Here is a 14679-nt window from a genome sequence, read left to right as displayed (position 1 = left end):
ATGCGCAATCTTCCCCCTTCGGCCGGCGGCATCCTAAGCTACTTCACCCGGCACAGAACGGCGGCAAACCTTGTCTTGGTGATGATGGTCGTCGCGGGCCTTGCCGCGCTCCCCCAGATGCGGGCGCAGTTCTTCCCCGATGTGGTCTCGGACGACATCACCATCGTCACCACATGGGACGGGGCCGGGGCCGAAGATGTAGACACCGCCATTGTCGCGGTGCTGGAACCGGCCTTGCTTCTGGTGCCGGGCGTCGCGGGAACCTCTGCCTCGTCCCGCGAAGGACGCGCAACGATCACCTTGGAGTTCGACCCCGGCTGGGACATGTCGCGTGCCGCCGATGAGGTGCAGCAAGCCCTCGATGCAGTTACAGACCTTCCCGACGATGCCGACGAGGGCTCGATCAGGCGCGGCAATTGGTTTGACCGGGTCACCGACGTTGTCATCACCGGCCCCGTGGCCACCGAGCAACTCGGGCGCTTTGCCGATGAATTCGTGACCCGCCTGTTCGAGGCGGGCGTGACCAACACGACGATCCGCGGCGTCGCCGCCCCCGAAACCTTGGTGGTTGTGCCCTCGGCCAATCTGATCCGCTACGACGTGTCGATGGCCGAGATTGCCAGCGTCATTGCCGATGCCGCCGATACCGCGCCCGCGGGCGACGTGGACGCTGCCAACGCGCGGGTCCGCACCGGGAGCGAATCGCGCAGCGCCGAGCAGATCGCCGCGCTGACCCTGCGCACCAACGATGATGGCTCTGTGTTGACCATCGCAGATGTGGCCGTGATCCAGGTCAACGGCATCGACAGGGACCGCGCCTATTTCGTCGGCGAAGACCCCGCCATCGTGATCCGCGTCAACCGATCCGAGGCGGGCGACGCCTTGGCCATTCAGGCCGATGTGGAACGCGTCGCCGCCGCGCTGGAGGCAACCCTGCCCACCGGCACCCAGATCGACCTGATCAACACGCGGGCCGAAGCGATCTCTGGCCGCCTGAACATCCTTCTCGATAACGCGCTCATGGGGCTTGGCCTTGTGATCGCGCTGCTGTTCCTGTTCCTGAACGCACGCACCGCGTTTTGGGTGGCCATGGGCATCCCCGTCGCCATGACAGCCGCCATTGCGCTGATGTTCATCGCGGGCATCACCATCAACATGATCTCGCTGTTTGCGCTGATTATCACCCTCGGCATCGTGGTGGATGACGCCATCGTTGTGGGCGAACATGCCGACTACCGTGCCCGGCACCTGGGGGAGCCTCCGGTCGTGGCCGCCGAAAACGCCGCCCGCCGCATGGCTGCGCCGGTGTTCTCGGCCACGCTCACCACTGTCCTTGCCTTCACGGGCCTCGTGGCCGTCGGGGGCCGGTTTGGTGATCTGATCTCGGACATTCCCTTCACCGTGATCGTGGTGCTCTTGGCGAGCCTTGTGGAATGCTTCCTGATCCTGCCCAACCACATGTCCCATGCCTTGGCTCATTCCGCGCAATCGCACTGGTACGATCTGCCCTCGCGCGTGGTGAATACAGGCTTCGATTGGATGAAGCGGGTCATCTTTCGCCCGCTGATGCGTTTCGTTGTCTGGGCCAGGTATCCGGTTATCGCCGGGGTGATCGTGCTCTTGTCCACCCAAACGGCGCAATTCATCCGGGGCGATGTGATCTTCCGCTTCTTCAGCGCGCCGGAAACTGGCAGCGTCACGGCGAATTTTGCCATGGTCGACGGCGCAAGCCGCGAAGACAGCCTTCAGCAGATGCTAGAGATGCAACGCGCCGCCGAAGCCGTCGGTGCCGCGTTTGAGGCCGAGCATGGGGTGAACCCGCTGGCCTATGTTCTGGCAGAAATCGGCGGCAATTCGGGCCGCCAATTGGGCGGGACCGAGAACAAGAGCACCGACCTTCTGGGCGCGCTGTCGATCGAGCTGATCTCAGCCGACCTGCGCCCCTACTCCAGCTTCGCCTTCGCCAGCGCAATGCAGGACGAGGTGCGGCAACTGCCCTTGACCGAAACTCTGGCGTTTCGCGGTGGCCGTGGCGGCCCCGGCGGCGATGCCATTGACGTGCAGGTCTTCGGGGCTTCCACCGATGTGCTGAAATCCGCGTCCCAAGCCCTGCAAAGCGCCTTGGCGGTGTTTGCGGAGGTCTCGGGGCTAGAGGATTCGATGGCTTACGACCGAGAAGAGCTGCTGCTGGAACTCACCCCACAGGGCGAAGCGCTGGGTTTCCAGATCGCAACCCTCGGCCGCACCCTTCGCAACCGCCTGGGCGGGGTCGAGGCCGCGACTTACCCCGATGGCCCCCGCACCGCATCGATCCGCGTTGAACTGCCCGACGGCGAGCTGACCGCAGATTTCCTTGACCGGACGCTGCTGCGCTCGGACAGCGGCCAGTATGTGCCCCTCGCCGATATTGTCACCGTGGCCACCCGTCAGGGGTTTTCCACAATTCAGCGTGAAAACGGCGTGCGGCTGATCTCGGTTATGGGCGACCTGTCCGAGGATGACCCCGCCCGCGCCGAAGCCGTGATGACCGAACTGCGTGAGGTCATCATCCCCCAGATCGAGGAATCCTTCGGCGTCTCCACCCGGCTTTCCGGTTTGGCCGAGGATGAAAACGCCTTCCTCACCGATGCCATGACAGGGTTCATCCTGTGCCTCATCGGCATCTATCTGGTGCTGGCCTGGATCTTCGCCTCTTGGGCGCGGCCCTTGGTGGTGATGTCAATCATCCCCTTCGGGCTGGTGGGTACAATCTTCGGGCATGTGGCTTGGGATGTGCCGCTAAGCATGTTCACGGTCGTGGGCCTGATCGGGATGACGGGGATCATCATCAATGATTCCATCGTTCTGGTCACCACCGTCGATGAATACGCCGAAAAACGCGGCCTGTTTCCGGCCATCGTGGATGGCGCCTGCGACCGCCTGCGCCCGGTTCTCCTGACGACACTGACAACCGTCCTGGGCCTGACGCCGCTGCTTTGGGAAACCTCCCAAGACGCGCAATTTCTCAAACCTACGGTGATTACCTTGGTCTATGGCTTAGGCTTCGGCATGGTGATCGTGCTCCTGGTGGTGCCAGCGCTGCTGGCCATCGGACAAGACGTCGGCCAGCAGATGCGCGGCTTCCGCCGGGCGCTGCACGCGCGTGCCCATAGCCCTGCCACAACCTTCGCATTCGGCGCCCTCACACTGGCAACTGCGGCGATCTTCTCGGCCACCCTTGGGGCGTATATCGTCCAAGGCGCCATGTGGCGCCCGCTTGCCCCCTATGCCTCCTCGGCCCCCATGGCCTTCGTCGTGTTCATCCTCACAACCGCCGTGCTCTGTGGCCTCGGGCTCATCCTCAGCCTGATCGCCACAACCCTGCACAAGCCGCGCAAACGCGCCGCATCGGCCTAGCCCCTTCATCTTTTCAAAAATATCGCGGGGAGTTTGAGGGGCTGGCCTCTCAATTCTTCCCTCTCACCCGGTGCAGCGGTCCAACTCAATCGCCATCCGGCTGCCAATAACCGTGATCCGCAAATCACCCCGGTTCATCGCAAAGGGGCCGTGATCGGCTGGTACAACATCCGCCGCTCCAGTCAGCCAGGCACCCTGTCGCTCCACCGATGCCTCCGACACCCAGATCATCGGATCTCGGTGCTCCACCACCAGCGCCTCGTCATTGCCTGTATCAGGGACCTGAGCGCGAACGGTGACCCGCAAGCCATCGGCGATCGGCTCAATCGCGCAAGTTACAGTACCGGCGCCCGCCTCACGCGCCGTGAACGGGCGATCCGACAAAGCCGCCGCAATCGCGCCGTCGCGTGTTGTAACCTGCGGCAACACCCCCGCCAGATCGACCGAGATCGGCATGCATACGTCTTGGCACACGCCCATTTCCAGCCGCCCGGAAACCTGCGCCACACCATCGGTGTTCAGGGCAAATTCCACCGGCAAAATCACATCGCCCTCATAGCCGATGGAGCGCAACCCGTTCGAGTAAAACACCCTCGGCCGCGGCCAATGCATCGCCATGCCTGCCACGCCGTCAGCCTGCGTCAGGCGCAACACCGTCGGCACCCCGCCATCACCCGGCGCGCGCCAATAGGTCTTCCAGCCCGGTGCCAAACGGATACGGATCGCGGCCATGTGGCGGTCGCCCTCCATCCGGTAGCCGGGCATCAGGCTCACATCCACCACGTCATCGGCGGAAAAGTACTGCGCCGAAGCGGGGAAAGCTGCCAACACCCCAAGGGCTGCGGCGCAAAGGAAACGGATCATACGTGTCATGTAACCTGACCTAGGAACTTGCCGTTGAAATGAAAAGTCACGTTCACGCGACGCGCATCCGCGAAAGGCGATTGATTGAATCCGGCAACAGGCCCATGCTGAGGCTATGACCATGCCCGACCTCTCACACGATCTCACAGGCAAGCTGCTCATCGCAATGCCCGGAATGGAAGATCCGCGCTTTGCAGGCGCGGTTATATTCCTGTGCATCCACTCCCCCGATCAAGCCATGGGCCTTATGGTCAACAAGCCGATGGAGGAGGTCACCTTCCAAGAGCTGATGGAACAACTCGATATCCCCAAGCGCGGTGCGGCTCCGACCGTTCCCGTCTGCTTTGGGGGGCCCGTCGAGATGCGCCGCGGCTTCGTGTTGCATTCCCCCGACTACGCCCCTCGTGGGGAAGAGGCGCTGCGCGTCGATCATCGCTTCGCCATGACAGGCACCCTCGATATCCTCGAAGACATCGCCGGCGGGCGTGGCCCCATGCGGTCGCTTCTGGTGCTCGGTTACGCCGGCTGGGGCGAAGGCCAGCTAGAGGCCGAAATTTCCCGTAACGATTGGCTGACCGCCGATGCGACACCGGAACTGGTCTTTGATCTGGCGATGGGCAAGAAGTGGGACGCCGCTGTGCAAAGCCTTGGCATCAATCCCCTGATGCTCTCGTCCGAGGCGGGGCACGCCTGACCCGCGGTTCCCCTACGTCGCCGCCCGTCGCAAACGATCATTGATCGCGCGCCCCAATCCGACCTCGGGCACATCGGCCACCCGGATCACTTGTGCGCCCTGTGCCTCGGCACGCGTGTCCGCGGCGTGGAGCGTAGCGAACAGCCGCGCGGCGGCCTCAACGAGGTCGCCCCGCTCGGAGAGCGTGAAGTCCCCCGAAACCGCCCCGAACCCAATCGTGACCTCACCGGGCGCGGTAGCGCCCCCAAGCACAACCTTGGTGCGCGGCGCATAATGGCGCTCCATCTGCCCCGGCGCTTCCACGCGGCCCGGCGTCAAATCTGCCGTGACCGGTCCCACCACTGCCTCCACGGCCTCTCGCGAAATACCGCCTTCTCGCAGCAGGCGCACGCCGCCCGGGCCGGGGGCCAGAATCGTCGATTCCAACCCTACGCCGCAGGCCCCGCCGTCCAGCACCGCCTCTACCTTGTCGCCCAGGCCTGCCACCACATGCTCGGCCAATGTCGGGCTGATCTGCCCTGACGGATTGGCCGAGGGCGCTGCGATCGGGCCGCCAAATGCCTCCAGCACGGCGCGGGCCAACGGATGGGCGGGCACGCGGATCGCCAATGTGTCCAACCCACCCGAAACCAGATCCGCCACTTGCCCCTTGGAGGGCACCACAAGCGTCATCGGGCCGGGCCAGAACGCTGTCGCCAAGGCCAACGCCGTGTCGGAAAACACCCCCAATTCCCGCGCTGCCTCCAGCGTCGAGACGTGCACAATCAGGGGGTTGAATGTGGGGCGGCCTTTGGCCTCGAATATCCGCGCCACGGCCCGGCTGTTGCGGGCATCGGCCGCAAGGCCGTAGACGGTCTCGGTGGGTAGCGCCAGCAGCCCGCCGTGGCGCAACACCTCAGCGGCGCGCGTGATGCCCGCGACATTTTCGTGCAACATTTCGGGTTTAGGGCGGGACATCTCGTGACGTAACGTTGAAGTTGCTGAACCAATTGCCGAGGCTCCATTGTTTGCCTCAACACGATAACGGCCCTAGCGCGAAACGTATCCGCGCGCAAATGGCCCCGCTCCGGGAGACCCCTGAAATGACCTATCGCGCCCCCGTTTCCGACATAAGCTTTTGCCTCGATCACATCGTCGGGTTTGACCGCTTGCAAGCTGCCCCCACGTTTGAAGACGCTACGAGCGACGTGGTTCAGGCGATTCTGACTGAAGCTGGCCGCATCTGCGAAGAGGTCATCGCGCCTCTCAATCGCGGTGGCGATCTGACGCCCGCGCGGTTGGAGAACGGCGTCGTGCGCACCTCTCCCGGTTTCGCAGACGGCTACAAGGCGATTGCTGACGCAGGCTTTCTGGCGATATCCGCCGGACAGGATCATGGCGGCATGGGCCTGCCCCTGACCGTGACCACCGCCGTGAATGAGATGATCGGTAGTGCTTGCCTGTCGCTCGAGTTGAACCCCCTGATGACCCAAGGCCAGATCGAGGCGTTGGAGCATCATGCCTCGGACGAGATCAAGGACCTCTACCTGCCCAAGCTGACGACCGGCGAATGGTGCGGCACGATGAACCTGACCGAGCCGCAGGCCGGATCGGACGTGGGCGCCTTGTCTTCCAAGGCGGAACCCAATGGCGACGGCACCTATGCGGTGTCGGGCCAGAAAATCTACATTTCCTGGGGTGACCACGATATGGCCGAAAACATCGTCCATCTGGTCCTTGCTCGCCTTCCCGGCGCGCCCAAAGGCACCAAGGGCATCAGCCTGTTCCTGGTGCCGAAGAAAATCCCCGACGAAAACGGCAACCCCGGTGTCGCCAACACCCTGAGCGTGGTGAGCCTGGAACATAAGTTGGGCCTTCACGGCTCCCCCACCTGCGTGATGCAGTACGACGGCGCGCAGGGCTGGCTGATCGGCGAGGAAAACAAAGGCATGGCCGCCATGTTCACGATGATGAACAACGCCCGCCTTGGCGTCGGCGTGCAGGGCCTGTCGATTGCCGAGGCCGCCTATCAGCATGCGCTGGCCTTCGCGCAGGAGCGCAAGCAGGGCCGCAGCCCGGTAGAGGACGGCACCGGCACGATCCTTGACCACGCTGACGTGCGTCGCATGCTGATCGAGATGAAAGCCGAGGTCTTTGCCGCCCGGGCCATGGCGCTGGATCTGGCGGTGGCGTTGGACCTTGCCAGAACCGGCGACACCGACGCCGCTGCCCGCGCAGCGTTCCTGACCCCGATCACCAAGACCTACGGCACCGAGATGGGGATCAAGCTGGCTAACATCGGTATTCAGGTTCACGGCGGCATGGGCGTGATCGAGGAAACCGGGGCCGCCCAATTCGCCCGCGACGTGCGTGTCACCGCGATTTACGAAGGCACCAACGGCATTCAGGCCATGGACCTTGTGGGCCGCAAGCTGATGGATGGCGGCGCGGCGGCCTTTGCCTTGCTCGACGAGATCGAAGCCGCAGGCGATCCCGCTGTCAACGCCGTGGCGCAAGAGCTTCGCAAGACGACGACGCATCTTCTGGGCCTCGATATGAACGACCGATTCGGAGGCGCTGTGCCTTACTTGATGGCATTTGCCCGTGTGTTGGGGGCGCATTACCACGCCAAGGCAGCCGCGACAGGTGACAAGACCCGCCAAAGCCTCGCCAAGTTCTACTTGTCGCGCCTTCTGCCCGAAGCGCACGGCCTGCTGGCGCAGGCGCAATGTGGGGCCGACGGGCTCTATGATCTGAGCGCTGATGAGTTGGCGGCGTAATCATGGCCGCACAGGGCTTCACGTGGTTGGCGGGCAAAGCTGGCGACGCGAAGCTCTTCCATCACGGCAAATTGGCGACCACCTTGCGGGGGCGAAAAGCGCAGGCCTTCCTTGACCTTACCGCCGCTGGCGACGAGGGTGCGGCACAACTCGAAGCGGCGCGACTTACGGGTAACTACAAGCGCGGCAACGAACGGATTTCCAAAGGACACGCACGCAATGCCTGATGGTAGTTTGAACCCAATTCGCACCCCTTTCCCCGACGCCCCATCCGAGGGCGAGGCTGTTGAGGTGGCCGAAGGCATCCTTTGGCTGCGCATTCCCCTGCCGATGGTTCTGGACCATGTGAATGTCTACGCCCTGCGCGATGCCGATGGCTGGACGATTATTGATACAGGCGTGAACTCCAAGCGCACCAAGGCGCTGTGGGAAACGATTTTCGCGGGCCCCTTGGGCGGTATCCCCGTGACCCGCCTGGTCGTGACGCACCACCACCCCGACCACGTAGGCCTTGCAGGGTGGTTCCAGAACCGCGGCGCGGAGCTGCATATGACGCGCACCGCGTGGTTGTTCTCGCGCATGTTGACGCTGGATGAACAGACCGAAGCCACAGACGAGCAGGTGCAATTCTGGATCAACGCGGGCATGTCCGCCGAAGTGTTGGCAGAGCGTCGCGCGGAGCGGCCGTTCAACTTTGCCGACATTGTCCACCCCATGCCCTTGGGGTTCGAGCGCCTGCACGAGGGGGGCACAATCGACATGGGCGGGCGCACGTGGGACATCCGCTTTGGCCACGGTCACGCGCCCGATCACGCGACATTCTGGAGCCGCGACGGCGATATCGTCATCGGGGGCGACCAATTGCTGGCTACGATCTCTCCCAACATCGGTGTCTACGCGACCGAGCCCGAGGCCGATCCGTTGGGCGACTGGATGGCAGCTTGCGAGGCGTTGCAAGCCCACGCCCGTGAAAGCCAATTGGTGCTGCCGGGCCACAAATTGCCCTTCACCGGCTTGCCCGCACGGATGCGGCAATTGATCGACAACCACCACAGGGCGCTGGTGCGCCTGCGCGATCACATCGCAAAAGGCCCCTGTAGCGCGGCAGAGTGCTTTCCGGCGCTGTTCAAACGCAGGATAGACGGCGGCACCTATGGGTTGGCGCTGGTCGAGGCGGTGGCGCATCTGAACCACCTGCACCAGCTGGGGCAGGTCACCCGGGCGCGGCGTGATGACGGGGCATGGGCCTACACGCTGGCATAGTGGCGCATCGCGGCATTGAGACACGCTTGACCGGGGCTGACATGCTGCGCGTTCTGCGGTATTTCGGGCGCAACAGAATTTTGAAATCTCCGACCCAAGGAACCCAACATGGCCGATCAAGACGACTACAAGCACGGCGAAATGGACATCAGCGAACAGGAAAGAGCGTTTGATGGCTTTATGAAAGCGTCCACAAACGTAGCGATTTTCTGCATCGTCGTGGTGATTTTCCTGGCGATCTTCGCAACATGATCGGGGCGCTGCGGATTGCCTTTGCGGGCCTTCTGGCGCTGACGCTGGGGGGCTGTGTCGGGGAATCCGTTTGGGCTCCGGACGAAGAGGTTGCCCGCGCAACCTATGTGGCGCCGGGCCCTGCGACGGTCACGTTGATCACCTCGATCAATACGCAAAGCAATTCCGGTGCTCATTCCGGGTTGCTGATTGATGGCGCCCAACGCTTGTTGTTCGATCCTGCCGGAAGTTGGCACAACCCCGGCGTGCCAGAGCGTAACGACGTGCTGTTTGGCATGTCGCCCGCCTATATGGATATGTACATGGCGTTTCAGTCCAATGGCGTGTTCGAAGTGCGGACACAGACCGTTGAGGTCTCCGCCGAGGTGGCGCAGCAATTGAGCCACGCCGTGCAAAGCTATGGCGCTGTGGCGCCGGCCTATTGCTCTCGCTCCATCTCAGAGATTTTGGGGAATACGCCGGGGTTCACCTCGATCCGGCAGACGTTCTTCCCGCTGAACACGATGGAACAATTCGCGCAGATTCCCGGTGTGCAAGAAGCAACGATCGTCGGCACCACCGGCGATGAGGATGACGCCAGCGATGCGGTTCTGGCGGCGCAACTGGCGAACTAGCCTTTTGCGTCTTTTCGTAGGGCGCACAAAGAAAAACCCCCGTCAGGCGTGGCCTGCGGGGGTTTTTCAATTCTTGATGATTCGCATGTGCGACCGACGCGGGGCTACTTAGAGCATCCCTTCGCGCTGGAGCTTTTTGCGCGCCAGTTTGCGGGCACGACGGATTGCTTCCGCCTTCTCGCGTGCGCGTTTCTCCGAGGGTTTTTCGTAATGCTGCTTGAGCTTCATTTCACGAAAGACGCCTTCGCGCTGAAGTTTTTTCTTCAGAGCACGGAGCGCTTGATCGACATTGTTGTCGCGAACACTGACCTGCATGTGGTGTCACCACCTTTCTAGGTTAGAATTGCAAGGATCTGCAGGAAGTGGCGCTATAGCAATTGCCCTCTATCTTGTCTAGCCAAGGGATAAGGAGACTGCGAATGACTGATACGAGTGATGCCATCCTAGATGCCGCGCGCCTGCATGTACCTTTCGACGGCTGGTCGGAGGCGACTTTTGAGGCCTCTGCCCATGATGCGGGGGTGTCGATTGCCGATGCGCGGGCGCTTTTCCCGCGGGGGGCCGTTGATCTGGCGATGGCGTTCCACCGCCGTGCGGATCGGGCCTTGGCCGAGACCTTGGCGGGTGCCGATCTGGCCGCAATGCGGTTTCGCGACAGGATCACCTTTGCCGTAAAGCGGCGCTTGGAGCTGGTCGCAGCAGATAAAGAGGCCGTACGCCGGGGGGCGACGTTGTTTGCCTTGCCGATCCATGCCGCCGACGGGGCCAAGCTGATGTGGGAAACCGCAGATGTCATCTGGACCGGTCTGGGGGACAGCAGCCGGGATTTGAACTGGTACACTAAACGCGCAACGCTGGCCGGAGTGTATTCGGCGACGGTCCTGTTTTGGCTGGGAGATCAATCCGAGGGCCATGGGGCCAGTTGGGAATTACTGGATCGACGCATTGGCGATGTGATGAAGATTGAAGAGATCAAAGCGAAGGTGCGCGGATCGGCCCTGATGAAGCCGTTTGCCGCCGGGCTCGACCGCTTCGCGGCCTCCGTGCGCGCGCCGCGCGGGGCGGAGCAAGATGATTTGCCGGGCCGCTGGACGCCTCCGGCGTAAACCCGCCCTTCGGGCGGTGGGGGCGCCTTCGACGCAATATGAACGATGCAAAACGAGGGATGGAAATGGCGGATATGATGCGGGCAGTCGAGATCGCGGAACCCGGCGGGCCAGAGGTGCTGCGGCTGTGTGAGCGCCCGGTCCCGTCGCCGGGGGCGGAACAGATCTTGATTGCGGTGGACCATGCGGGGGTGAACCGCCCCGATGCGCTGCAACGGGCGGGCAGCTATGCACCGCCGCCGGGGGCGTCTGATTTGCCCGGGTTGGAATGCTCAGGCCGGGTGGCCGCCGTCGGTCCGGGCGTGACGCGGTGGGCCGTGGGCGATGCGGTCTGTGCGTTGTTGCCGGGCGGCGGCTATGCCGAGCAGGTCGTGACACACCAAGACCATGCGCTGCCGGTGCCCGAGGGCCTGTCGATGGCCCAAGCCGCGGCTTTGCCAGAGACGTATTTCACGGTTTGGAGCAATGTTTTCATGCGCGCGGGACTAAGGGCCGGGCAGAGGTTTCTTGTCCATGGCGGCTCGAGCGGGATCGGTACGACAGCCATCCAATTGGCGTGCGTCTTGGGGGCGAGAGTGTTTACCACGGCGGGGTCGGCCGAGAAATGCGCTGCTTGCGAGGCCTTGGGGGCGGAGCAGGCGATCAACTATCGCGACGCGGATTTCGTGGCGGCCATGAAGGACGTGGGCGGGGCAGATGTGATCCTTGATATGGTGGGGGGAGAATACCTGCCGCGCAACGTGCAGGCTTTGGCCAATGACGGGCGTTTGCAGCAGATTGCGTTTTTGCAGGGGCCGAAGGTGGAGCTGAATTTCGCGCAAGTGATGGTACGACGGCTGACGATTTCGGGCTCGACCCTGCGGCCGCAATCGGACGGGGCGAAGGCGGAGATCGCAGCCGAGTTGCGCGACAAGGTGTGGCCGTTGTTGGCGGCCGGAAGAGTCGCTCCGGTGATGGACCAGACCTTCGCGTTGGAGCAGGCGGGGGAGGCCCATAGGCGGATGGAATCCAGCGCCCACATTGGGAAGATTGTATTGAAGGTTGCTTGAACGGCCCTTGGGGCGGGCGGCGGTCTGCCAGAGGTTGAGTTAGGTGGCTTTGGCAGAGTGCGGGCTCCCTCCGGGGGGAGTTGTACGGCCAAGGTGAATGGGGCGGCGCGGCCTGCGGTCAGGGCGCGTCGAAGGCCTGCCAGCCGGCGATGTAGCGGGTGGCAGCGGTGACGATACATACCGCAGAGAAGCCCCAAGCGATCCAGGCGAAAGCGGAGGGAAACAGGCAGAAGGCGGCAAAGATGGCGATGGTTTCTGCCCCCTCGGCCAAGCCACCCAGGTAGTAGATGCCCTTGGAGGGGTAGTCGGTTGCTTGCAGGCCGCGCCGTTCTGCGATGATCGAATAGGCAAGGAACGAGGTTCCCGTCAGGACAAAGCAGGCGATCAGGACCGCGCCGGGAAGGCCATTGGTTGCAGGGTCTGCGAAGATGAAGCCGATGGGGAAGGCGGCGTAGAAGACGAAATCCAGGGCGATATCCAGAAACGCCCCACGATCGGTGGGGGCGGTCAGGCGTGCAACGGCGCCGTCCAAGCCGTCGGCCAGGCGGTTCAGGGCGAGGCCCAGAAGGGCCAGGGAATACATCTCGAAGGCGGCAGCAAGTGCGGCCAGCAGGCCGATGCCACATCCAATCAGCGTGATCTGATCGGCGCGTACGCCACGGGCCACCAGCCACCGGGCGGGGGGCTGCATCAGCATTCGCTGCAAGGGCAAGAGGCGGGCGTCGATCATGGGGGCGTCATGGCTTGCAGCGGCATTCCGGTCAATGCACAGGTTTGTTAGCGGGGGCGCCGCTGCCACAATAAAACCGAGAGAAGGCAGGGCAGGCCGCCGATTGCAGCAAGGGCCTGCAACGTGCCGATCGGACCGAATGCGGGCAGCATCCCAAGCCCCACCAGCGGCGCAAGGGCCGAGACGCTAAGGATGGGCAAGGCCAAGCGGGCCATGGTGGCAGGATAGGCCGCCGGGCCGAACAGCGCCAAGGGCACGGTGCCCCGCGCAATCGTCCAGAGGCCCAAGCCCATGCCGTAGATTATGAGACACAGGGCAGCGGGCGCGTGGAGCGACAAGATGGCAAGGCCGCCCGCCACGCAAAAGGTTGAGACGACCATGGTTGTCAGCGGCGAATGACGCCCGCCGCCCAACATCTCGACCAGGCGCGCGCCCACTTGTGAGGGGCCAATGACTGCCCCCAAAGTCGCCGCTTGGGTGAGGCTATAGCCGCTGGCCATCAGAAGCCGGGGCAGGTGAAGGGCGACGGTGGAGAATATGAACACGAGGCAGACGCCCGCCAAGGCGATGGCGCAAAGGCGCGGGTCACGCCAGGGGATCGGGGCAGCGGACGGGGCGTCTTCCTCGGCTGTTTCGGGCGTCAGGGTGGCACGGGGCACCCCGAAACGGCAGAGCGGCAGGGTAACGAGAAGGTGCAAAACGGCGTAGGTGGCGCAGGTGCCGCGCCAGCCCCACGTCTCGACCAGCAGGGCAGAGAGTGGCCAGCAGATTGTGGCGCTGAACCCGCCCACAAGCGTGAGCGCGGTGATGGCGCGCCGTGCCTCTCCGCCGAAGATCTGCGCAAGGGTGGAGAAGGCGGCCTCGTATAATGTGGCGGCCATGGCGCCCCCGATCACGATCCACGCCAAAAGGTAGACGGGCAGGCTTGGGGCGAGCGCGAGCAGAAATAGCCCCATGCTCAACAGTATCACCCCGGCGGACATGACGGCCCGCCCCCCGTGCCGGTTGATCGCGCGGCCCGCCGGTCCGGCGGCCAAGGCCGAGGCCAGAAGCGCGAGAGAGATACCGCCGGTCACGGCATAGGCGCTCCATCCCGTGTCATGGATGATGGGCGGGGCAAGGATCGCCAGAAGGTAGAAAGAGCTACCCCATGTGAGGATTTGGACAGTCCCAAGAGTTGCGGCAAGAACCCGGTGGCTCGGGGCGAAAGGCATCGGTTACCTCACTCAAGCCTATCAATCAGCGCAGTCAGCCCGCCTAGGTCGGGAAGCTCGTGAAATTTCGGATGCCCCTCGGGTGTTTCAGCATGTTCCAGCGCCCAAGCGATGCCGTGGGGGACATAGACCGCATGGGCTCCCACATCGAGCGCGGGACGGATATCGGATTTCATCGAATTACCCACCATCATCGCGTGCTTCGGCCCCATGCCGTGGATCGAAAAGGCGTGTTCATAGGTGGCGGGGTGTTTCTCGGAAACGATCTCGACGGCGGCGAACAAATCGCCCAAGCCGCTGGCGGCCAGCTTCTGCTCCTGATGCAAAAGGTCGCCCTTGGTGATCAAAACCAGCGGATATCTGTCCGTCAGCCGACCCAGGGTTTCCTCCACATGGGGCAGAAGGTGGATTGGGTGGCGCAGCATTTCCTGGCCCATCTCAAGTATCTGACCGATGACATGGCCTTCAACGCGCCCGTCAGTCACCGCGACGGCGGTTTCGATCATCGAAAGCATGAAGCCTTTGATACCAAAGCCATAATGCCCGATATTCTGGACCTCAAATTCCAACAGACGCTCACGCAGGTGGGTATCCTCGGCGTAATCGGCCAGCAATTCAGCGAACCTGTCTTCGGTCAAACGAAAGAAACTTTCGTTTTGCCAAAGCGTATCATCGGCATCAAAACCGATCACGCTTAACCTTTCGCCCATATCACCCTCTTTTCGGAATCGATTGCAG

15 protein-coding genes are annotated in these 14679 nt (G+C 63.2%); 9 read left to right on the top strand and 6 right to left on the bottom strand.

The genetic code is table 11. The features are described 5' to 3' along the window. Positions 1-3396: an efflux RND transporter permease subunit gene (locus tag AADW23_RS01935; protein ID WP_341862846.1), complete on the top strand. Its 3396-nt coding sequence runs from the start codon at positions 1-3 to the stop codon at positions 3394-3396. Positions 3397-3459: 63 nt separating this feature from the next. On the opposite strand, the gene AADW23_RS01930 is transcribed toward AADW23_RS01935, so the two are convergent. Continuing rightward, positions 3460-4269 (bottom strand): protein-disulfide reductase DsbD domain-containing protein, encoded by an 810-nt coding sequence (locus tag AADW23_RS01930; RefSeq protein ID WP_341862845.1) that lies wholly within the window; start codon positions 4267-4269, stop codon positions 3460-3462. A 106-nt stretch (positions 4270-4375) separates the two neighbouring features. Between AADW23_RS01930 and AADW23_RS01925 the strand changes: the two genes are divergently transcribed. After that, on the top strand, positions 4376-4954 hold the full coding sequence (locus tag AADW23_RS01925) for a YqgE/AlgH family protein (protein WP_341862844.1): 579 nt from the start codon (positions 4376-4378) through the stop codon (positions 4952-4954). Positions 4955-4966: 12 nt separating this feature from the next. Here the strand turns inward: AADW23_RS01925 and AADW23_RS01920 are convergent, their stop codons facing one another. Next, complete coding sequence (locus tag AADW23_RS01920; RefSeq protein ID WP_341862843.1) at positions 4967-5911, bottom strand: L-threonylcarbamoyladenylate synthase; 945 nt, start codon at positions 5909-5911, stop codon at positions 4967-4969. A 125-nt stretch (positions 5912-6036) separates the two neighbouring features. Here AADW23_RS01920 and AADW23_RS01915 point away from each other — a divergent pair, with 125 nt between their 5' ends. From AADW23_RS01915 to AADW23_RS01895, 5 genes are all read left to right on the top strand, one after another. Beyond that, entirely contained in the window at positions 6037-7713 is a 1677-nt protein-coding gene (locus tag AADW23_RS01915; protein ID WP_341862842.1) for an acyl-CoA dehydrogenase, read from the top strand. A gap of 2 nt (positions 7714-7715) precedes the next feature. Then, the gene (locus AADW23_RS01910) at positions 7716-7940 is read left to right on the top strand and encodes a hypothetical protein (protein WP_341862841.1); all 225 of its coding nucleotides are present in this window, start codon (positions 7716-7718) and stop codon (positions 7938-7940) included. Continuing rightward, positions 7933-8976 carry an MBL fold metallo-hydrolase gene (locus AADW23_RS01905; RefSeq protein ID WP_341862840.1) on the top strand — a complete coding sequence of 348 codons (1044 nt, stop codon included), beginning with the start codon at positions 7933-7935 and terminating at the stop codon, positions 8974-8976. The genes AADW23_RS01910 and AADW23_RS01905 overlap by 8 nt, the downstream gene beginning before the upstream one ends. A gap of 108 nt (positions 8977-9084) precedes the next feature. Further along, a complete protein-coding gene (locus AADW23_RS01900; protein ID WP_341862839.1) occupies positions 9085-9228 on the top strand; it encodes an aa3-type cytochrome c oxidase subunit IV in 144 nt (47 codons plus the stop codon). Further along, positions 9225-9842 (top strand): hypothetical protein, encoded by a 618-nt coding sequence (locus AADW23_RS01895; RefSeq protein ID WP_341862838.1) that lies wholly within the window; start codon positions 9225-9227, stop codon positions 9840-9842. Before AADW23_RS01900 ends, AADW23_RS01895 begins: the two co-directional genes overlap by 4 nt. A 108-nt stretch (positions 9843-9950) precedes the next feature. On the opposite strand, the gene rpsU is transcribed toward AADW23_RS01895, so the two are convergent. Then, positions 9951-10157 (bottom strand): 30S ribosomal protein S21, encoded by a 207-nt coding sequence (rpsU, locus tag AADW23_RS01890; protein ID WP_011457005.1) that lies wholly within the window; start codon positions 10155-10157, stop codon positions 9951-9953. A 104-nt stretch (positions 10158-10261) separates the two neighbouring features. On the opposite strand from rpsU, the gene AADW23_RS01885 reads away from it, so the two are divergent. Together AADW23_RS01885 and AADW23_RS01880 are read left to right on the top strand one after the other, a co-directional pair. Next, positions 10262-10948: a COQ9 family protein gene (locus AADW23_RS01885; RefSeq protein ID WP_341862837.1), complete on the top strand. Its 687-nt coding sequence runs from the start codon at positions 10262-10264 to the stop codon at positions 10946-10948. Positions 10949-11013: 65 nt separating this feature from the next. Then, the gene (locus AADW23_RS01880) at positions 11014-11997 is read left to right on the top strand and encodes an NAD(P)H-quinone oxidoreductase (RefSeq protein ID WP_341862836.1); all 984 of its coding nucleotides are present in this window, start codon (positions 11014-11016) and stop codon (positions 11995-11997) included. A gap of 118 nt (positions 11998-12115) precedes the next feature. On the opposite strand, the gene AADW23_RS01875 is transcribed toward AADW23_RS01880, so the two are convergent. From AADW23_RS01875 to AADW23_RS01865, 3 genes are read right to left on the bottom strand one after another with little or no spacing between them, the layout of a single operon-like run. Next, the gene (locus AADW23_RS01875; protein WP_341862835.1) at positions 12116-12727 is read right to left on the bottom strand and encodes a CDP-alcohol phosphatidyltransferase family protein; all 612 of its coding nucleotides are present in this window, start codon (positions 12725-12727) and stop codon (positions 12116-12118) included. Positions 12728-12774: 47 nt separating this feature from the next. After that, positions 12775-13941, bottom strand: coding sequence for an MFS transporter (locus AADW23_RS01870; RefSeq protein WP_341862834.1), 1167 nt, complete (start codon positions 13939-13941; stop codon positions 12775-12777). An 8-nt stretch (positions 13942-13949) separates the two neighbouring features. Further along, entirely contained in the window at positions 13950-14651 is a 702-nt protein-coding gene (locus AADW23_RS01865) for an HAD family hydrolase (RefSeq protein ID WP_341862833.1), read from the bottom strand. Positions 14652-14679 lie beyond the last annotated feature (28 nt).

Source organism: Gymnodinialimonas sp. 57CJ19 (assembly GCF_038396845.1).
GTDB lineage: Bacteria > Pseudomonadota > Alphaproteobacteria > Rhodobacterales > Rhodobacteraceae > Gymnodinialimonas.
The sequence above is the reverse complement of the archived record's forward strand: the minus strand, read 5'-3'. Positions and strand labels throughout refer to the sequence as shown.